We start from the raw sequence: 17,652 nt of genomic DNA, 5'->3' as shown, positions 1-17,652 counted from the left end.
AATTTTTGAATAAACCTACCCTTTCGGGAGCAACCCGAAAGGGTTGTCTCCCATTTTGGAGACTAGTATGTGTAATATCAAAACCGAAAGCAATGAAATTCCTGAAAAACCAAAATTCACACTTTCTAAAGAAGATGGGATGCAAAAATTGCAGATCGTCTTCCCGGAGGAAAGTGAAGAGCTTTTTAATATTCATCAGTCCGACGAATACGACTATTCAGTTCCAGATTTAGCAGTTAGCGTAGATGTCGAGTTACTCTATCACGCGATAAAGATTCTTGCTGAAAACCCTAACAAGCTTCATCACCTTGCAATACATTGTGGTGTGTGTTCTGAAGGATTCGAAGGCAAATTGAGATATGAGAGATTGGTTTTAACGACCTATACGTCGTCTATGACTTTTTTCTTGGAGTTTTTCAATGATTGGACAGGAACTCTCTACGAGATGGATTTGACAGGACAATTCAAAGAATTTATTGGATACACGTTTCCTGTTACTGAACCTTTGTCAAAACTGAAAAAACTGCTCGATCAAGATGATTGATGTATAAACCCAACGGCTGCCTAGGCAGCCTTTTTTTTTATTTCTCTGAAACCGAAAATCAGGTTTCAGACGGCCTGATGTTTACATAGATATACGGTTTCAGGTATTGCGCCTCAGAATCTCATCTTGTATATTTGTATTCAAATGAATACAAACTAAAGCAAACGAATATGAATGCAACGAACCGTATCCCAATTAGTGTGCGTATCACTCAGGAAGATGCTGATTTTATTGCCGAACTCAAAATCGAAGGTGCGAATACGCCGTCTGAAAAAATCCGCGAACTGCTCAAACTGGCGCGCTTGGCGCATACGCAGACACGCGATTACAGCTCCGCACTGACAGCGCAGGAGCAATTTTTCCAAGCGGCAAAACACGAAATCTTGCACGCTGAAAAACAGGCCGGAGTGCATTCGCATATCGTGGCGAGGTTGTTTGAACAGCTTCCCGACTTAGGCGCAACACTTGCCGCCGACCTGCCCGAAGAAGCCGACCTTGACGATTTGAAAAAATACGAGCGCGAACTGATGTGGCGCATCGTACGCCTCACCGACAGCATCTTGCAGCTCGCCGTAACCGGCAAAGGCGCAGCATACGACGATACCGTGTTGCAACAGCTTGAAAACACTTTGAAACTGGCAAAGATTGTGCAACAGGCAAATGAAGTTTAAGGCTGCCTCCATACCAAATGAAACTAACACATTTTAGTGAAAGGAAAATCCAAATGAGCGAAAACCTATCCCACCGAGTAGGCCGTCTGGTAAGCGGCAGTTTTCATGCCCTGAAAACGAAATCATAAGCTATATTGAGAAAATCACGGTTTCAGACGGCCTCTACCGTATCTGTATCTGTTCAACGGGTTTAGCCCATGCAATTCAATCCCGCATTTTTTATAGAGATAGCCGCTTCGGTAAACATCCGACAACAGATTTTGCGCCTCGCGATTCAGAATAATGGTATCGGCTGTCGGTACGGCCAGGATCTTATGGAATTTATGTTTTATGTTGCGAGTAAAATGGCCAAAACTTTTGGATTCATTGAAAATAAAAGCTTGCAATAGCTCGCAATATGAGCTATTATTTATATATAGTTCTTTTTAACTTGGATATATAAAATGACTCTATCTTCTCTCTTTATTGACTCAGATACATATTTTCATATATTGGTAATCATGTTTCTGCTTGTACTGGCTGCTGCCTCTTTGAGGTTCAGTGCTGAAAATGTAGTAGTCGAAGAATTTTCTACATTATTATTAATAGTTTCAGGTTTGTCATCAGTCGGTTTTTTCTACTATGTTCATAACGATATGATTATCTATAATGACCCAGAAACCATCAATATCCAAATGGAGGAACAACCCGCTAATATAAACGGCGCAGTTTTAACCACGAAAAAGAAGAGCAAAACTATAAGTGTATCATCTAACTGGCTGGATACACTTGATAGTAGGCTGCCTAAATTGGTAGGGAAATTGAATGATGAAGCAGAGAAACGCGATTTAATATTTTGTGTTAAAAGTTTCAAGGAGGATTTGTCCAAAGTGACAAGTATAGTTGGTGCTGATAATGAAAAAGAAATTAAACTGGAAAATAAGGTCATTTCCTGCTTGAGAAAAAAGGGATATAACTTAGATTAAGGTTATCTTACTTCAACTTAATAGGATTCTAATATGATTATGGAGATGTTATTAAAGATTTTTTATGATGAATATGGGGTTTTTAAATTTTACTATGTGTTTGCATTTCTGCCCATTCATTTCATTTTAATAATTGTACAAGATAAGTGGTTCAAAGGAAAATTCAACGTATCAATGTATTGGTTGGCAATAACATTCATTTGGTTTTATGCCATGTTGGCCATGAATCCGTATAAATATATTCCAAGCTACGGCACGGAGGCGCAGAAAAGCACCTTAGCCAAATGTACGCACGGGCAAACCGTAGCGGAGGACTCCATAAAGGAAGTGATGAAGGCATGCAGGAAGGCCGGCAAAGACCTGAAGTAGCACGCCGAAAGGCAAATGCACAAAGTTTGCCATGGCCGGTAATTTCAGCAGATAGCAACAAGAAAAGCCCAAAGTTTGTAAGCGTGTCAGCCCTTGCTGAATGGCTAGACCAAATCGAAAGCAAGGCAAAGGACGAATGGGCAAGAGTACGAAATTAAAATACCAACCAATCTATATTTTTTTGCCTTATTGAAAATATAAGATACTGATTTAAAAGGATTTGAGATGGATGAAGAGAAGGTCTTAGACAAAATCAAGAAATGTTTGGCTTTGGGTCAGTCGGCAAATGAACATGAAGCCGCACAGGCATTAAAGCAGGCACAGGCATTAATGGAAAAGTATGAAGTCAATGCAGTGGATATTGCCTTATCACGAGTTTCTGAACAGAAAGCCGATCGAAAAATGGCTTTTAAATTGGCAGACTGGCAATGGGGCATTGCAAATATGATTGCCGATATATTTGGGAGCCAATCTTACCAACGCGGGAAAACGATGATGTTTTACGGCATTGGAAATCGAGCAGAAATCTCAGCCTATGCCTTTGATGTAGTTTATCGTCAGATTTCCGCCGACCGCCGCAAATTTTTGAAAACCTGCCGAGCAAGAAAGCCCGCACACAGAACTTATCTTGCCGACCAATTTTGCGGCGGTTGGATTGTGGGTGCTTATGAGACAGTCAAAAAATTTGAGATGTCCGACGAAGAGAAAGCCATTATGGACGGATACGCAAAAAAAGAATATCCGTATATGACCGAAGCGAGAACAAGAGATGCGAAATCGTCAATCCTACAAGGATCAGAAATAGAATATGAGGCATTAGCCAAAGGAATGGAATCGGGTAAGCAAGTGCAGTTACACCATGCCATGAATGGTACGGACGGCGTGCAACAAATTGTAGAGCAAAAATGAATCAAAAAGAAATTAAGAATACATTGTAATGATGATTTTGGAGGAGATAAATAATGAATGGACTTGAATTTAAAGAAGCGTTCGAAAAAGAGAAGTACGAATTCAAACAGTTACATCCACTGGAGCGTTATGCTTTTATTTTATTGATTTTATTTACTCTTCCCGGGTTGTTTGGAATGTTTGGTGTTGCAATAGGAATATTCGCAACACCATCGGTGGGGGAGTCTATCGCTCAAAACGAAATTCCTTCAGCAATAATTGCAAAGTTTATTTCAATTGTTATCCTGTTGTTTATTAGAAATATTTTTAACTATTCTTTTGTTCGGAAATTTGTTTGGATCACCATTTTCTGGATTGTCCTGCATTATTGTATTGGCCTGCCTTCCCTTCTGGGTTCCGATGATGGTATAAGTTCTTTAGAACTTTGGAGTAAGCAAAATTTAAGATTGATCGGATTGTTTTCAATGGTTGGCTGTATCTTGTTCGGGGTGCCTTTACTCAATAAAAAGCGGTAGGATACTGTTTCTTTAAATATTTTGATTTTTGATACTAGTATTTGAGGGTATAAATGATAAATGAACCTGGATTTATGCTACTAATTTCTGCTACAGGTATGGTTTTGATATCTGGTCTATTTATTTTTTTCTCCCATAAATTCGGATTTGACAGAGCCGAAGCCTACCAGCTAATTTTGAGAATTTTTATTCCTCTTTTTGTAATTTTTGTAATAGCATTTTTACTTTACAGTTTTTCTATTATTCTAGAATTATAATTGTCGTTACTTCTATTTTTTTAGTTTATATAGATTTTGAAACCTCAAACTCTGCCTTATCCCAACGACTGCATCCAGCAGTCGTTTTTTTTATTTCAGCATTGCCTGCCCATAAATACTTTCTGATAAAATGATTTTGTTACGTAATCAAAATAGCCTATTATGGAAGAAGCTTCAAAAAAACGCGGTGGACGCAGAGATGGTGCAGGACGCAAAAGCAAAACAGGTGAAGCCACGGCAGTCAAACGTATCCCAGTGTCGCTGATACCAACAGTGGATGCCATGATCGCTTCTACAGCCATGCCTCAAGGTAGCCTTATACCCATCAATCGGACAACACTAAAAGTCCCATATGCACTCGAGAAAATACCCGCCGGTTTCCCCTCTCCGGCGGAGCCGTATGTTGCTGACTATCTCGATTTTAACGAGTACCTTATCACAAACCCGTCTGCCACCTTCGCCGCACGTTCCGGTGGATATTCCATGCTTGATGCGGGTATCGGTAAAGACGATATTATGATCATTGACCGCTCTAAAACACCGAAGCACGGCGATATTGTGATGGCGGATTTAGGTAACGAGTTTACGATCAAACGGCTATACAAAGTTCCCGGTCGTAAGCCTGAGCTGCACTCTGAAAATGCTTCCGGTGAGTACCCTGATTTTGTACCGACCGATGGAGATACATGGTCGGTTGTTGGGGTCGTGACTTTCGTCATCAAAGACGTGCGTCAGGGTGGCTGACATGTATGCACTGATAGATGGCAACAGCTTTTACTGTTCCTGTGAGCGGGTATTCCGGCCGGATTTGAAGAACGTCCCTGTCGTCGTCCTGTCAAACAACGACGGCTGCGTGGTTGCACGATCTGCTGAGGCAAAGGCTTTAGGCATTAAGATGGGGGAACCCTATTTCCGTGTGAAACACTTAGTTTCTCAAGGTCGTTTGAAAGCTTATTCGAGCAACTACGAACTCTACGCGGACCTGTCCCGGAGGATGATGGAAACTATCGCCGGTTGTGTCCCTGCGATTGAAGTCTATTCGATAGACGAATGTTTCGCCAGTATGGCCGGTATCGAGAACCTCGCCGAACTCGGCGGCCAAATCAGACATCGCGTATTGCAGTGGGTAGGCATACCAACCTGCGTCGGCATCGCACCGACCAAGACGCTGGCCAAGTTTTGCAACCATCTTGCCAAACGTTACCCCGATCACTTTGGAGGAGTGGTGGTTTGGTTAGATTGGAATGAGTCTGTCCGCCTTCGTGCCTTGCGCAGCCAGGGTGTCGATGAGATTTGGGGAATCGGGGGTAGAACAGCGGCCAAACTGGCGGCGCAAGGAATTTATACCGCATTGGACTTCGTTCGGGCGGATACCGCTACCCTACGCCGGCGATACGGCGTGACGGTCGAACGGACGCAGCGCGAAATGCAGGGTATTGCCTGTGATGGTTTGCACCCTGAACCGCAAACAAGGCAGAATCTTGTCCGCAGCCGCAGTTTTGGAACGTGTATCGAAACACCGGAGGCGTTGCAGGCGGCGATTACACATCACATCAGCTCGGGGGCAGAAGCCTTGCGTCGTGACGGACTGGCGGCTTCTGCCGTTACCGTATTCTTACACACGGATTTTTTCAGGGAAGAAGCCCCTCAATACCATAAGAGCCTGAGCCGTAATTTGGCCGTGCCGTCAGCCGATACCGTCATCCTGAACCGGGAGGCGCAAAATCTGTTGGAGAACGTTTACCGAGGTGGCTACCTCTATAAAAAATGCGGGATCGAATTGCATGGGCTGAAACCAGCCGGACATGTACAAACGGACCTATGGCAGCCGGAAGCCGTCAATCCAGTTATGGAGGCATGGGACAAAATCAATCGCCGGTACGGTAGAGGACGTCTAAAACTTGCCTCCGAACTGCTTGCGGATGACTGGAAAATGAACAGAGATAGGTTGAGCCTGTGCTATACCACACGGTTCGCGGATTTGCTCGTAGTCTAAGGATATGATTTCCCCAAAACATCCACAAAATCTGTGGATAATATTCCATAGAAAAAAGGTCGTCTGAACTTCAGACGACCTTTTTTAACTCTTCAAATATTAAACAAAATATGATGTCAAAGTTACAAATAAATGACACAATAATGTAGAAAAGCCCGGCCGCCTGTATAAGCTGAGGGCGTGGGAGGTTCAGGCTCAACGGTTGCCGGATGACTTGCTTGGTTTTAAAGACGGATTATTTCCAGGCGTGCTTTTATTATCACGGCGTCGCTGATCGGGTTTGCCTGTTGATTTTGCAATCGGTTTTGGTCCAGGTTTTAACGGCATATTTAGGCTCCTTGAGTAGAGATTATAGATACGGCATGTATATTGGTATGACAGGATTTTTTTCAAGAATCGAGTATTTAAAAATAATAATCTGCCTTACTATAAGTTTATATTTCACGCGGGCGGTGGCAGATCGAAATTACAAATGTGTTTTTGCGACAGTCTTCATTAATCCGGTAAATTTCCTGACATGCCCTGTGTAACAAAACATCTCTGAGTATAGGAATGTTTTTCAGCAGTCTGTATTTGCTATGGTAAATATTACGTCTGAGGCACCAAATTCGCAGTAGTTCATCCTCATCATCAATAACGACATGTTTGAGAATCAAGCCGGTAGAACCTACCGGGAGTAGGTAACGCGGATCGGGGTTGTCAAAGTGCTGTCCTGAACCGTTGAAATCATAAAGAATGTTTGGTTTCATTCCAACAATATCATAGGTATCTCGTGGTTCAGAGATTTCTCCCATCCATTCAAAGCACAATGTTGCTGAACGGTTAGTGAGTTCATGCACCGGAACTTCACCAAGGGTTCCCAAAAAATTCATCCCCCCGTCGTATTCTGTAATTTCCCATGAGGTATCAAACCTGCGATTTTCTATGATGGAAAACATCCTATCGATGTGATCGCGTCTGAGTAAAAGCATAACATAACCTTATATGTGGTTTTCCATCCACGTCCAAGCTAAACATCGCTCAAAATCGGCAATTGCTGCTATGGCGGCTAAATCATCAACGATCAGGTTGTTGGAATAGATCGTTGCTGCCACGAATGGAACAGGCGGTGGCGTTCCTTTGCCGCCGACAAATTCCCAAGAAGGCTTTGCTCGTTTGCTATGCCGGCAGACACTGAATTTGACAATTTCAGTTGCTTGCATTTCTGCGTCCATACGGCTGACCGTAAATCCAACCGATTTACTGTTGTGCCAGTCGCAACGGACGGCGTAATAGTCGTCTATGACACCCCGGAGTTTTCTGGCAAACAAATCTGGCAACCATGTTTTCAGTTGTTCTACTATTTCATCATCTACTTCGTTCCGGTAACTTCTTTTGCTATGGCCTGTATCAACACAAGCTTTTTATTTTAATGAATCCAAAAGTTTTTGCCATTTTACGAGCGGCATATCCGCGCGATTTTTGGCATCAATTGCTGCTTCCCACCTGCGGACGCTGTATCCGGTTTTTGTACCGGTAATTTCTGCTACCTGAGCTTGTGTAAGCCCAAATTGTTTTCTCAGTGCTTTAAGATTGGCAGGTGTATAGCCAATTTCAGGGGCTTCAAATTTCTTCATAGTTCAATAAACTCCCAACATGAGGCCATACCAACCGACGTATATGCGTACTGCTCCATTTCAAGAGCAGCTGCTTTGACGCGGCTGTCCGTTCCCCATCTCAGCCAATCCTCAGCTTTATCATCGCCATCGTAATCAGGACAAATGTCGCGTAAATACTTAACTTTGATAGCTTCATTTTCAGAAATGGCCGCAAGACAAAGACCGCAGCCATCATACCCGGCATTTTTTCCAATTCTATAAGTTTTATTCATAGTGTCCGGATTTCCTTTCGTAGTTTGATATAGTCTAGCACACAATGTAAGCTTTTATGGCTATGCCTGCTTTCTATAGAGCTGAAAGGCTGTCAATGGGGAAGCTTTGTAAACGTCCTACTAGGGCGTTTATGAATACCCCATTTACTGACTGGCAGCGATAACACGCTTAAGTGAGGGAGCAGGTGTAGGCCGAAGGCCATGCCCTGTTCCCGAGCAGTCGGCGGCGAGACCGGGGGCTTGGGGGCAGAGACCCTAAAATAGAAGAGTATGAGGACAAAAAAACGGCCACATTAGTGGCCTTTGGTTAAAATTGGTTATTTGAGACACAAATATTCTTCATCTATCTCTATTTCTTCAGCCTCAATAACCAAGTTAGAAGCAATATATTCGTCACACCCTTGAATTTGGGCTTCAAACCAGCTTAGATATTGGCTCAGTTCGTCATCATTCATTGCGGTAGAGAAGCCGTTGCTCATAGCCAAGCCGTTGATGTAGTCGGAGGCTTCGTGCGCTATGTCGGTTTTAGCGGCTAGATAGATGTTAGTTGCTTTCATTTCAATCCCTATATATCAGTTCTAAATTTTGGCGTTTAGTCTCATTAAAAGACTTCCAACCTTCTGTCATATCAGACATAATTTACTCCTGCTCCCATCCACCAAGATAAGTAACCAGTTCTTCCAACATGGTGCTGATGGCTTCGGTCATCAGGATTTGCGAGGCAAAGGCGAGGCTGGCGGCATCGTCGCCGTTGCTTTCGGCTTCTTCTTGCAAAACGTCCAGATACTGGATGCGTTTGAGCGTAAAGTCTTGGGTTAGGATGAACGCGATTTGTTCGCGCCATACCAAGCCCAGCTGGGTAACGGTTTTGCCGTTTTTGACGTGTTGTACCACTTCGTCGGCAGTCAGGTCTTGTTTGGAAACTTTGACGACCGGAACAACATCGCCGACGCCTTTGAGTTCGCAATCACTGTCCAATTCAAAGCCACCTTCGCAATGGCCTTGCAACAGCCAGCTGGTCATTAGGGAGGACGGCGATTGTTTGGTGTTGGGCATGGCGGCTTCCAAACCACCCAACGCTTCGCGCAGTTTGGTCAGGATATTTTCCGCTTTTGTCGTGGTAGCATTATTAATCAATAAAAAACCACGCCTTGTATCAAATACGGCTTCAGTCCGAGTGCTTTTTGTAAAAGCGCGAGGAAGCAAGTCATCGGTAATCTGTTCTTTCAGTTCTTGTTTTTCCTTGCGCCCAACATTTCGACCTTCACTATTTTGAATTTCCAAAACCTTCTCGTCCAAAATATCTCGAATAACGCCGGCAGGCAGAACTTTTTCTTCTTTTTTGAGGGCTACTCTCCATGTAAAATCGGCTGGGAAGACTAATTCAGAAGAAAATGGAACAGGAGAGGAAAAACCCTCTGAAAACCAATCCAAGCCTTGGCAAGGAGCAAACTCTGATTGTGCCAGCTTGTTCGCAAGATATTCGAAATCCGGTAATTTCTCTTTGCTGATGGGATAAAAACTTACTTGTTTGAACCACATATTTTTACCTTTATTTATGAGGAGAGTTTAGACAAGATGACAAACTTTAAAGCTTGGAGTAGCCGTTTTTTGTCACATATGATATGAATTATTTTGTTCCCAACATTGGTTCGAGTAAGGAACGTACAGATTCCACTACATCGTCAATTTCAAATTCAGGCTGATCGTTCATCGCTCCAGCCTCAACTAACATCGTATGAATTTTATGAATACCAGTTTCCCAACGGTCTTTTCTAACTATTTTTCCATCATGACGAAATTCATAATCTTCTGGATTTTTTCCTCGATATTCAGGGATGATGAAATCATCGAGCGTAACCTTCCTCATAACTGTTCTTACCTCATTGCTTGAGGCCACAATATCTAATGTAACTTTTTCAGCATTACTATTTTGGGAGTTATCCCCAATATTCCAGTTTTGAATATCAGAGACATTTAGATGGGTGAAACTTTCCATTATTTTGTCCTTTACTTACTTCTTTAAAGCTGGTTTAAATATATCGAATTGATCCTTGTCACCTGACTTATGTTTGCGGTTATAAGCTCGTCTAACCTTGCTTACCGTTGATGTACTACATTTAAGTGCGGATGCTATCCCTGTAATACTCACACCGTTTAATGTGAGTTGGATAATACTTTTGTGTAATTCATCATTTGCAGGCCGGCCTTTCATCCGCCCTTCTTTTTTGGCCCGTGCAATACCTTGGTTTGCACGCTCTCTTCTTGTCTTCCAATCCTCATGGGCAATACTTAAAGCCATACGCAAGAACATTTTTTGCAAGGCTTCCATCAGTGGTTCGGTTAAATATTTTGGAAGAGAATCACCCTCACCCATAAGTTCATCTAAGTTACCGAAAGAAAAAACGTCGGGCACATGCAGCTTGGCTCCTTTTTCGGTGATTCTTTGAATCAGTAATTCTGCCTCACGAGGTGGGAGGCGAGTGATTCGATCAATTCTTTCTGCAATAACCCAATCGCCCTCTTGAAGATCATCGATGAGTCGATTCAATTCGGGACGACTTGCATTTACCCCACTCGCCTTTTCCTCATAGATTCCAGCTATGTAAAATCCATTTTCCTTAGCCTCATCTATAATTTTGCGTTGACGCTCTAAATTTTGTTGTAGTGTACTTACTCTAAGATAAATCCGTGCGATTTTGAGGTTGCTCATGTATTTTAAATCCTGTAATTAATCCACTGGATTTTAAGTTATTGTATTTATATTTTACAGTAGTATAATGTGTACTGTAAATAACCTATGGTCAAAATACAGTATTCTACCGAATATTTCAACTTTGTAATAATAATTACCGTTATCTATAATTTTGGTTATGTCTGTATATAAACCGGTTGAATCCAAAAGGGAGAAGAAAAAGTTGCCCTATAGTGGTAAACAGGATATACAGAATTTGATTGTTGTCTTATTCCAATGATGCTTTTCTTCCCAAAGGATTTTGATCGTTTGAAAATTATTGCTTATACGAGTCCAGATGGTGATGAATGGTTAACTGCACTTGAAGCAAAGCTAAAACACCGAGAAGGAATGATCTACTACAGCCGTCATCGTCCCGGCACAAGAAAGAAAATGGTTTTGACCAGGAGGAAGGCGACCAATTTTTTTCGCTATTACAGTGAGGCTGACTCCGGTGGTGCTTCTGCTCCTGAATCGTTAACCCACTTGCTTTGCAAACAAGTGCTGAACGAACTATCCAACTTACCCGGCGGCCTGACGACTGTTCTAAATTACACTGAACACACCGAGCAACAACCGCCTGTTACTATTAGACTGAACCGTGCATTATCCGAATATCGGATAGAGATAGATGGCAAAACATTCTATATTGATGTTTTGCTTGAATTTGATCAACCAGGTAACTCTTCCCTACTCAGGCATGAGATAAGGTGGCAGAGGCAATTGGCGGTTGAGATTTGGCATACATCACGATTGGCTTCTAATGCACCTAAATGTTTAGCCTTATCGAAAATAGGGATACCGGTGGTGCAGATACGGGCAGATAAGGGTTCATTTTTGTATATTGATGAAGACGAGCTACTCAATTACGATAATGAAGAAATCAAAAACCGCATTGATCGCCATGTAGAGAAACTTCGGAACACCTTTCGGAAACAAATTCTCTGCACCCTACTCCGTAATCCTTTGAGTACGGATTTTCAGACGGCCTTGACACTACATAATCAAATAAAGGCCGATGAACAACAAGTAGAGCAAATAAAAGACGAGTTTGAGGTGCTGAAGAATAAACATGTTTTATTGGAAGCTGAATATTCGGCTTTGGCTGCTCAGTATGCAGCCTTATTAGAACATCAGAAATCCCAAAGTACTTCCGAGAAAAGGGAAATGCCGGAAAAACATGGGATTCTACGACGTATGGCCAATAAGCTGATCAAGTTGAAATGAGCTTTTGAGTCTGATACAAATTACCTAAAGGAGAACTATATTATGAAGAAATTGTTGATACCTACATTGCTGGCTACCGCCTTATTGACACAAGCTGCTTGCGGTAATATGGCTGGCAGCGTGGCTCAGGAATTGGTAAGTTCCTATTTGGTTGATCGTACTATTTATGGCCGGAATGTCGTCATGGGTACATCTTGGCCAAACCATGACAAAGATATTCGTGAAACACAAAGTACAGAAGTGCCTGGTGATTTGTTGAATTATGTGAAAGACGGAGGGTATCTGCGTGTTGATACTGATACAGGAAGTATTGTTCGGTTCACACCTGAAGAGTTCCAGGCTTTACGGACCAAAAATGGAATTATTGATCCGGCAACCAGTAATTATAAAGACAATCTGATTTTAATGAGTTTAAATCTCAAAAAAGAACATAACTATAAAGAAGTTATCAGGATTGCAAAGCGAGATAAGAGTATTATCGTATTGAAAGGTCTCCTTAATGATTCCATTTCTGAGACAGTGACAGAGGCTAAACGCTTTACCGATGAGGGCATTACCGTATTAATTGCACCGCAGTTGGTTAAACTCTTTAGAGGATATGCCGTTCCGACATTTGTTCAAGCCAATGTTATGCCAGATGGCAAATATGGCTGCGACAAAAATCCGGAGGTGAAATGTAAAACATATTTTGGGACAGTTGGTTTGAACCATAAGCCGCTGTTTTCATTTGGTGCGAAGTCCCAAGAATAAAAGGAGAATATTAAAATGAAAAAAATTATAATTGGATTATTACCAGTTATCGCCATTTCAAATGCCCTGGCTAAGGGAAATTTCTTAAATCTTGCATCAAAGCCGGCCAAAATTGACGGAGCATTAGAAGCTTCTTTGGATAAACCCTATCCCAAGTTTGTACAAGATTGGATGAAAGACAGTAAATTGGCGGGGCTTAGTCGGATTGTTCAAGGCAAGGTTTTTGAAAGTACGGGAACAATCGAACGAAAATTCTATGCAAGATCCGAATCTGAACATGAAAAAACAGTTGAGGATGCAGTAGGAACTTTCAAAGCATATTGCGAACATCACAAGGGGGCAGTTGAAACACTGACTTCCGATATTTTCTGTATCAACGGCAAACAAGTACAGTGGATGGGATGGTGGTACAACGAAAACTATACAAACTTTGCCTTTGCTGAGGGATATACAGGGGAACAAACCTACCGCAGCAAAGTTACGGATGTACAACCGGGTAAAAAAATCACTACTTCCTATGGGTCTGCTTTGGTCTTAGAAAAAGGTGAGAATGGCTTAATTAAAATTCAGCCAAACAGAGGCAATGAACGTTGGATTACAAGTGATAGTATCCAAGTAACCTATAAATAAAGGAGAAGTATCATGATCGGATTCGTAAAATGGTATAGCTATGAAAAAGATTTTGGCTTTATCTTCGGTGAAGATGGTCATGAATACTTTTTCCGTCATGCCACCGGTTCAGATATTCAAGGAAAAATAGTGAATTTCGAACCATTTGAGCATAGCCGTGGACTACGAGCTCGAAAGGTTGGTGATATACATAATCCTGATCCTGAACGGATCCATAAATTGAAGACCTTATGGAAAGACTTTCAGAAAGTTGAGAAACACCCCATGGCAAAAAAAGACAAATTACCTGAAGCGGCCATAGTATCGTTGTGTTTAACTATGTTCATGACGGCAGGTTTTTTCTACATTTTAAACGGCTTTTTTGATAGGACAACCAACATAGTTTTGCTGTTTGTCTTCCCGGCGATAACATTTTCCGTGCTGACAATCTTTCTCAATAAGATATTCAGGAATATGAAACTGGGGTCTGACACTGATGTTGTCACTAATGATGAGTGGTTAAACGATTTCTGGGAGGATACACTTCGGCACAATCCTTCTTATTCACATGATCCGAGAAATATTTGGCATTTATCTGATTAAAATAGGCAGCTTGAGCTGCCTATTTTTTCATCTAGTCTTCTTCTAAAACCCCCTCAATTGCTTCAAGGGTTTTATAAAACACGGTCTTTGCCTCGTCCGACTGCAACTCTGTACCACCACTGTAACTTAACCGTACATTGCAGTCATCTAAAGTCGCAGATTCCTCAATTTCAATGACAATATGGGCAATGCTCATAATCTATACCTTTCTCTATTTGATTTTACCGATTTCATTTAAGGTTTTTCCGCGATAGGCACTCACAGGTAAAATTTTACCCGATGGAGAGTACAGCATAGCATCAAGATGCGGGCCTGTTACCCCACCACTGGCACCAAGCTTACCAATTTGCTGCCCTTTGCTAACGACTTCACCAAAACGTAGCGGGCTGGCACTATTCATGTGAGAGGCTCGGTATCTTACGCCATTTGGAGCTTCAATTACGACAGTGTGTCCCCAGCCGACAGTTTTACCGTTGACTGTATTTGCTTGATAGCGACTTTCCACTACTCTGCCACTAAACGGTGCCAACAATGGCGTATTGATAGAGCCTCGATAGTCTTCACCTTTATGATTTTTGACTGTCTTCAAAATAGGGTGAACCCGTTTTCCAAATGGGCTGATGATAATGTGTGCACCAGGTAATAATGGACCCAAAGTTTCATTTCCTGAGCCATATGATTTTGCCCCATTGCCGCGATAGCCGATACCGGGCGGGGCTACTTCTTTGGGCGGTAGTTACGAGAGCCACTTCCTGGCCGCCCTTCAGTCTTACCATATTTATTTTTCGCTTGGTCATATGCTTTATCGGAATAGAAAGTTTGTGTAGCACCCATAGCAAAAGTGTTTACATGATTGAAGGTGTCTTGCCCTTGAGTATTCAGGTTGTTTTTATTTCTTCCGTATGCTCCCTTACCTTCATCAAAAACCTCCTGATTATAGTTCTGTGCGGCTTTACTTCCCTGCTCCAGAGTTTGTTGCCAACCGTCAATATTTGATCGGACCTCATTTCTATTGATACCTTTTCTGTCGGCTTCAGCCTGGATGCTGGCAAAAGTGCTAGATTTTTGGCCGTTTACCTCAGACACATAATTACTATAAGCAGCAGCTACGTTATTAGTAGGACGATCATCGGGGTTAACCTGTCCTGTGCTGTCAAACCGAGTACCTTCAGCTTGCTGTCTTAAAGTTGAAGCTTGAGAAACTGCTTCCTCCATTACCGCAGCTGTTACAAGAGACGGATTATTGTACATGTCGCTGTAGGCTATACCATTCTTATCAGCATATTCTCGAATGGCTTTTGCGTTATCAATACTAACAGTCGCCCCAGATTGTGCTGTACGGGAAGCAGCTTCACGATGACTTTGAGCCTCAGCATAGCTTTGTTGTTCGCTGATACTGGCCTGATGTGCTTTGTTATAGCTGGCTTGAGCTTGAGAAGCAAGGCTGCTACTGTCAGTTTGAGCCTGAGTAAACGCATTACTTTGCCCGATGTTTTCAAGAGTATTTCTTGTAATACTAACACCTTGAGATTCAAGAGTTTTGGCTGTTTCACTGATATCATGTGATAGTTTGTTTGAAGATCTACCTTCACCCCTAATAGATGCTCCTCCACTTACTGTGGCACTACCATGGAGACCTGTGCCAGGCGGCGTTGTTGCTCCGCCTGACAATCTTGCACCCAAATCAAGCGCAATAGAGCTGACTGTCTGTACATCATTGCCCATACCGTTTCTTTGAGCAATATCTTTTGCTGATTGCCAAATTTGATCCAAAGATTTAGCGGTAGAACTACTCATGCCGTTGGTAACTGAATAATTCACACCGTTTTGACCGACAGTTTGTAAGCCGAAAGCCAAAGTTTGTGTATTACCCAAGGTTGTTTGTTCAACTGAAGATGCGGCGTACTGTTTGGCTGCCGTCGTGCTTCGGTCGGCTGCTTGAGTGTAAACATCAGACATACTGACAGTAGAGGTAGATGAGACATTGCCAAAGCTGTCCGCCCTTCCCTGATAGCGATTTTCGCCAGTTGCCATATTCCGCCATGATGTACCGGCTGCTGATTGAGCAGTCATCATTTGAGGGTCGGTATATACGGGATTTAAGCTATGTTTGTTGGCATTGCTATTGTTGTAGTTCATATTGCCGGCAGAGTAATTCCCCGCCCCTGCTTGAGAACCCGCTGCCTCACCAGTTGTCTTGGCTGATGTAGTCATACCCATCATACCGTTTAATAGACTACGTCCGCCCATAGCAAGAGCACCGGCGATGACTGGGATTAGCCACATTGCAGCCCCAGCAGCTGCTTGTGCATCGGCTGCTGCCATCAATAACGTATCACCTGTTCCCGGTGTAATAACGCCGTTGGCTGCTTCCACGCTAAACAGACGCTTCGCATTCATAGTCATAATCATATTGATGATACTGGCCACAGGTGCCCAAAGCTGAATCCATAGCATACTCATCATGTAGAAGCTTAATAACCGGAATGCCATGATGCCACCTAACATGGCGAGAATCATTACAAAGGGGAATAAACCTATCAGAATGGCCTCAGCAGCAGAACGAATCAAGGGAAGATTCCAACTTGCCATTGATGAGCCGGTTTTTTGGGCTGCAATATACTGATTACGAGCTTGAACTTGAGCAAATGCCTGCTGTACAGCAGCCGAATTTCGGTTGCGTTGGCCATTGATAATGCCTGCTTGACGAATAACCTCAACCATCGCCGCCTGTTCGATATTTTTCAGAGTATCGAAGCGGGAATTGTCCAGCAGATACTGGAATGAGCTATTGCCTAACGTGGCCAGGGCATTTACCCGGTTTATTCCTGCCGAATTTGTACCCAAACCTGCAAAAACACGTTCGGCAATGTAGCTAGGCAAATAATTTTTGCTATAAAACTCCGTGCGTTCCTTCAGTAGTTTTGCTGCTTCATTGCAGGTCTTAGTTGTTGATTTTCCGTTGTACTTCAGCCTTCCGTTCTTTTCCGCTGTGGTTTGTGAAACATTAGTAAACAAAGCTTGGTTGGTATTTCCTAATGTTGCAAGAATATCTGTACTTTGTGCTAAATCTTGCACTGTGTAGAAGTGATACAGGTTCATATCAAAGAATGAACACTGATTCATGAACAGTGCCCAGTCTTGAGTCAATTGTGCATCTGGGATTCGTGCTTCACGGATATTTTCCATCAGGCGCGTTCCGAATAGCATGCCGGTGCGTGAGTAATTGAGGTCGTCCGGCAGGTGGTTAACTTGCTCGGCTTTGCGGGTAATACTTTGCCCAAAAGAACTCACAAAGTAACCCATATAAGCAAGGCCGACAGGTACATTGCCAACAGTATATTGACGGCCTGTATATCCATACCCACCTGATTCAGTAATAAGTACAGTGGTTTTAGGGACCATCATACCCATCCAACAAAATAACACGACAAACAAATAACTGAAGTTATCCCTCAAATCCAATTTGAAGACTGCAACAGCAAGAGTGACCAGGAATCCAAATAAGGCAGCAGCCTGCATTGCGCCACCCATCATCGTAGATCCTGATATTGTGGCAACGCCATTGAAAACCGCCCGTACAGCTTCTCCGTTGCCAGGGAAAGTAAAGTATTCGACAGCCATCATCTCTCC

The 17,652-nt window shown here is 42.6% G+C and carries 23 protein-coding genes; 12 read left to right on the top strand and 11 right to left on the bottom strand.

The window, feature by feature from the left end; all coding sequences use genetic code 11:
- Positions 1–67: 67 nt before the first annotated feature.
- The 8 genes from O3682_RS09800 (at position 68) to O3682_RS09765 (ending at position 6,226) form a co-directional block, all read left to right on the top strand.
- Positions 68–544 carry a hypothetical protein gene (locus O3682_RS09800; RefSeq protein ID WP_053091023.1) on the top strand — a complete coding sequence of 159 codons (477 nt, stop codon included), beginning with the start codon at positions 68–70 and terminating at the stop codon, positions 542–544.
- Positions 545–714: 170 nt separating this feature from the next.
- A complete protein-coding gene (locus tag O3682_RS09795) occupies positions 715–1,215 on the top strand; it encodes a hypothetical protein (protein WP_049344991.1) in 501 nt (166 codons plus the stop codon).
- A 443-nt stretch (positions 1,216–1,658) separates the two neighbouring features.
- Entirely contained in the window at positions 1,659–2,180 is a 522-nt protein-coding gene (locus O3682_RS09790) for a hypothetical protein (RefSeq protein ID WP_049360122.1), read from the top strand.
- Positions 2,181–2,464: 284 nt separating this feature from the next.
- Positions 2,465–2,707, top strand: coding sequence for a pyocin activator PrtN family protein (locus O3682_RS09785; RefSeq protein WP_371509869.1), 243 nt, complete (start codon positions 2,465–2,467; stop codon positions 2,705–2,707).
- A gap of 67 nt (positions 2,708–2,774) precedes the next feature.
- Entirely contained in the window at positions 2,775–3,458 is a 684-nt protein-coding gene (locus tag O3682_RS09780; RefSeq protein WP_371509867.1) for a DUF7168 domain-containing protein, read from the top strand.
- A 53-nt stretch (positions 3,459–3,511) separates the two neighbouring features.
- A complete protein-coding gene (locus O3682_RS09775) occupies positions 3,512–3,973 on the top strand; it encodes a hypothetical protein (RefSeq protein WP_049360065.1) in 462 nt (153 codons plus the stop codon).
- 419 nt (positions 3,974–4,392) lie between these two features.
- Complete coding sequence (locus O3682_RS09770; RefSeq protein WP_049360067.1) at positions 4,393–4,974, top strand: LexA family protein; 582 nt, start codon at positions 4,393–4,395, stop codon at positions 4,972–4,974.
- A 1-nt stretch (position 4,975) separates the two neighbouring features.
- Positions 4,976–6,226 (top strand): Y-family DNA polymerase, encoded by a 1,251-nt coding sequence (locus tag O3682_RS09765; RefSeq protein ID WP_049360070.1) that lies wholly within the window; start codon positions 4,976–4,978, stop codon positions 6,224–6,226.
- A gap of 434 nt (positions 6,227–6,660) precedes the next feature.
- Here O3682_RS09765 and O3682_RS09760 read toward each other — a convergent pair whose 3' ends face one another.
- The 8 genes from O3682_RS09760 to O3682_RS09725 form a co-directional block, all read right to left on the bottom strand.
- On the bottom strand, positions 6,661–7,197 hold the full coding sequence (locus tag O3682_RS09760; protein WP_371509863.1) for a hypothetical protein: 537 nt from the start codon (positions 7,195–7,197) through the stop codon (positions 6,661–6,663).
- A 9-nt stretch (positions 7,198–7,206) separates the two neighbouring features.
- On the bottom strand, positions 7,207–7,428 hold the full coding sequence (locus O3682_RS09755) for a hypothetical protein (protein WP_371509861.1): 222 nt from the start codon (positions 7,426–7,428) through the stop codon (positions 7,207–7,209).
- Positions 7,429–7,629: 201 nt separating this feature from the next.
- Entirely contained in the window at positions 7,630–7,842 is a 213-nt protein-coding gene (locus O3682_RS09750) for a helix-turn-helix domain-containing protein (protein ID WP_049360086.1), read from the bottom strand.
- Complete coding sequence (acrIIC1, locus tag O3682_RS09745; protein WP_371509859.1) at positions 7,839–8,096, bottom strand: anti-CRISPR protein AcrIIC1; 258 nt, start codon at positions 8,094–8,096, stop codon at positions 7,839–7,841. Before acrIIC1 ends, O3682_RS09750 begins: the two co-directional genes overlap by 4 nt.
- Positions 8,097–8,413: 317 nt before the next feature.
- Positions 8,414–8,653, bottom strand: a complete 240-nt coding sequence (locus tag O3682_RS09740; RefSeq protein WP_371509857.1) for a hypothetical protein — start codon at positions 8,651–8,653, stop codon at positions 8,414–8,416.
- An 82-nt stretch (positions 8,654–8,735) separates the two neighbouring features.
- Positions 8,736–9,638 carry a recombination-associated protein RdgC gene (locus tag O3682_RS09735; protein WP_371509855.1) on the bottom strand — a complete coding sequence of 301 codons (903 nt, stop codon included), beginning with the start codon at positions 9,636–9,638 and terminating at the stop codon, positions 8,736–8,738.
- A gap of 88 nt (positions 9,639–9,726) precedes the next feature.
- Positions 9,727–10,095 (bottom strand): hypothetical protein, encoded by a 369-nt coding sequence (locus O3682_RS09730; RefSeq protein ID WP_371509854.1) that lies wholly within the window; start codon positions 10,093–10,095, stop codon positions 9,727–9,729.
- A 15-nt stretch (positions 10,096–10,110) separates the two neighbouring features.
- Entirely contained in the window at positions 10,111–10,809 is a 699-nt protein-coding gene (locus O3682_RS09725; RefSeq protein WP_371509853.1) for a recombinase family protein, read from the bottom strand.
- A 258-nt stretch (positions 10,810–11,067) separates the two neighbouring features.
- Here O3682_RS09725 and O3682_RS09720 point away from each other — a divergent pair, with 258 nt between their 5' ends.
- The 4 genes from O3682_RS09720 to O3682_RS09705 are packed head-to-tail and all read left to right on the top strand — an operon-like array spanning position 11,068 to position 14,019.
- A complete protein-coding gene (locus O3682_RS09720) occupies positions 11,068–12,057 on the top strand; it encodes a hypothetical protein (RefSeq protein ID WP_371509851.1) in 990 nt (329 codons plus the stop codon).
- Positions 12,058–12,099: 42 nt separating this feature from the next.
- On the top strand, positions 12,100–12,807 hold the full coding sequence (locus O3682_RS09715) for a TrbC family F-type conjugative pilus assembly protein (protein ID WP_371509849.1): 708 nt from the start codon (positions 12,100–12,102) through the stop codon (positions 12,805–12,807).
- Between the two features lie 15 nt (positions 12,808–12,822).
- Complete coding sequence (locus O3682_RS09710) at positions 12,823–13,437, top strand: hypothetical protein (RefSeq protein ID WP_371509847.1); 615 nt, start codon at positions 12,823–12,825, stop codon at positions 13,435–13,437.
- Between the two features lie 12 nt (positions 13,438–13,449).
- Positions 13,450–14,019, top strand: a complete 570-nt coding sequence (locus O3682_RS09705; RefSeq protein ID WP_371509845.1) for a cold shock domain-containing protein — start codon at positions 13,450–13,452, stop codon at positions 14,017–14,019.
- A 31-nt stretch (positions 14,020–14,050) separates the two neighbouring features.
- On the opposite strand, the gene O3682_RS09700 is transcribed toward O3682_RS09705, so the two are convergent.
- The 3 genes from O3682_RS09700 to O3682_RS09690 form a co-directional block, all read right to left on the bottom strand.
- Entirely contained in the window at positions 14,051–14,215 is a 165-nt protein-coding gene (locus tag O3682_RS09700; RefSeq protein ID WP_371509843.1) for a hypothetical protein, read from the bottom strand.
- Between the two features lie 15 nt (positions 14,216–14,230).
- Entirely contained in the window at positions 14,231–14,674 is a 444-nt protein-coding gene (locus tag O3682_RS09695; protein WP_371509841.1) for a M23 family metallopeptidase, read from the bottom strand.
- Positions 14,675–14,736: 62 nt separating this feature from the next.
- Positions 14,737–17,646, bottom strand: a complete 2,910-nt coding sequence (locus O3682_RS09690) for a conjugal transfer protein TraG N-terminal domain-containing protein (protein ID WP_371509840.1) — start codon at positions 17,644–17,646, stop codon at positions 14,737–14,739.
- Positions 17,647–17,652 lie beyond the last annotated feature (6 nt).

Origin of the sequence: Neisseria sp. 27098_8_112, assembly GCF_041433235.1 — a bacterium.
In the GTDB taxonomy this organism is placed as follows: Bacteria; Pseudomonadota; Gammaproteobacteria; order Burkholderiales; family Neisseriaceae; genus Neisseria.
The sequence above is the reverse complement of the archived record's forward strand: the minus strand, read 5'-3'. Positions and strand labels throughout refer to the sequence as shown.

Excerpts from the sequence above, each read along its gene's own strand:
- O3682_RS09705 (WP_371509845.1), top strand. The coding sequence starts at position 13,450 with ATGATCGGATTCGTAAAATGGTATAGCTATGAAAAAGATTTTGGCTTT.
- O3682_RS09735 (WP_371509855.1), bottom strand. The coding sequence starts at position 9,638 with ATGTGGTTCAAACAAGTAAGTTTTTATCCCATCAGCAAAGAGAAATTA.
- O3682_RS09795 (WP_049344991.1), top strand. The coding sequence starts at position 715 with ATGAATGCAACGAACCGTATCCCAATTAGTGTGCGTATCACTCAGGAA.
- O3682_RS09700 (WP_371509843.1), bottom strand. The coding sequence starts at position 14,215 with ATGAGCATTGCCCATATTGTCATTGAAATTGAGGAATCTGCGACTTTA.
- O3682_RS09800 (WP_053091023.1), top strand. The coding sequence starts at position 68 with ATGTGTAATATCAAAACCGAAAGCAATGAAATTCCTGAAAAACCAAAA.
- O3682_RS09690 (WP_371509840.1), bottom strand. The coding sequence starts at position 17,646 with ATGATGGCTGTCGAATACTTTACTTTCCCTGGCAACGGAGAAGCTGTA.
- O3682_RS09780 (WP_371509867.1), top strand. The coding sequence starts at position 2,775 with ATGGATGAAGAGAAGGTCTTAGACAAAATCAAGAAATGTTTGGCTTTG.
- O3682_RS09760 (WP_371509863.1), bottom strand. The coding sequence starts at position 7,197 with ATGCTTTTACTCAGACGCGATCACATCGATAGGATGTTTTCCATCATA.
- O3682_RS09740 (WP_371509857.1), bottom strand. The coding sequence starts at position 8,653 with ATGAAAGCAACTAACATCTATCTAGCCGCTAAAACCGACATAGCGCAC.
- O3682_RS09720 (WP_371509851.1), top strand. The coding sequence starts at position 11,068 with ATGATGCTTTTCTTCCCAAAGGATTTTGATCGTTTGAAAATTATTGCT.
- O3682_RS09770 (WP_049360067.1), top strand. The coding sequence starts at position 4,393 with ATGGAAGAAGCTTCAAAAAAACGCGGTGGACGCAGAGATGGTGCAGGA.
- O3682_RS09790 (WP_049360122.1), top strand. The coding sequence starts at position 1,659 with ATGACTCTATCTTCTCTCTTTATTGACTCAGATACATATTTTCATATA.
- O3682_RS09785 (WP_371509869.1), top strand. The coding sequence starts at position 2,465 with ATGTACGCACGGGCAAACCGTAGCGGAGGACTCCATAAAGGAAGTGAT.
- acrIIC1 (WP_371509859.1), bottom strand. The coding sequence starts at position 8,096 with ATGAATAAAACTTATAGAATTGGAAAAAATGCCGGGTATGATGGCTGC.
- O3682_RS09725 (WP_371509853.1), bottom strand. The coding sequence starts at position 10,809 with ATGAGCAACCTCAAAATCGCACGGATTTATCTTAGAGTAAGTACACTA.
- O3682_RS09755 (WP_371509861.1), bottom strand. The coding sequence starts at position 7,428 with ATGCAAGCAACTGAAATTGTCAAATTCAGTGTCTGCCGGCATAGCAAA.
- O3682_RS09730 (WP_371509854.1), bottom strand. The coding sequence starts at position 10,095 with ATGGAAAGTTTCACCCATCTAAATGTCTCTGATATTCAAAACTGGAAT.
- O3682_RS09775 (WP_049360065.1), top strand. The coding sequence starts at position 3,512 with ATGAATGGACTTGAATTTAAAGAAGCGTTCGAAAAAGAGAAGTACGAA.
- O3682_RS09750 (WP_049360086.1), bottom strand. The coding sequence starts at position 7,842 with ATGAAGAAATTTGAAGCCCCTGAAATTGGCTATACACCTGCCAATCTT.
- O3682_RS09765 (WP_049360070.1), top strand. The coding sequence starts at position 4,976 with ATGTATGCACTGATAGATGGCAACAGCTTTTACTGTTCCTGTGAGCGG.
- O3682_RS09715 (WP_371509849.1), top strand. The coding sequence starts at position 12,100 with ATGAAGAAATTGTTGATACCTACATTGCTGGCTACCGCCTTATTGACA.
- O3682_RS09710 (WP_371509847.1), top strand. The coding sequence starts at position 12,823 with ATGAAAAAAATTATAATTGGATTATTACCAGTTATCGCCATTTCAAAT.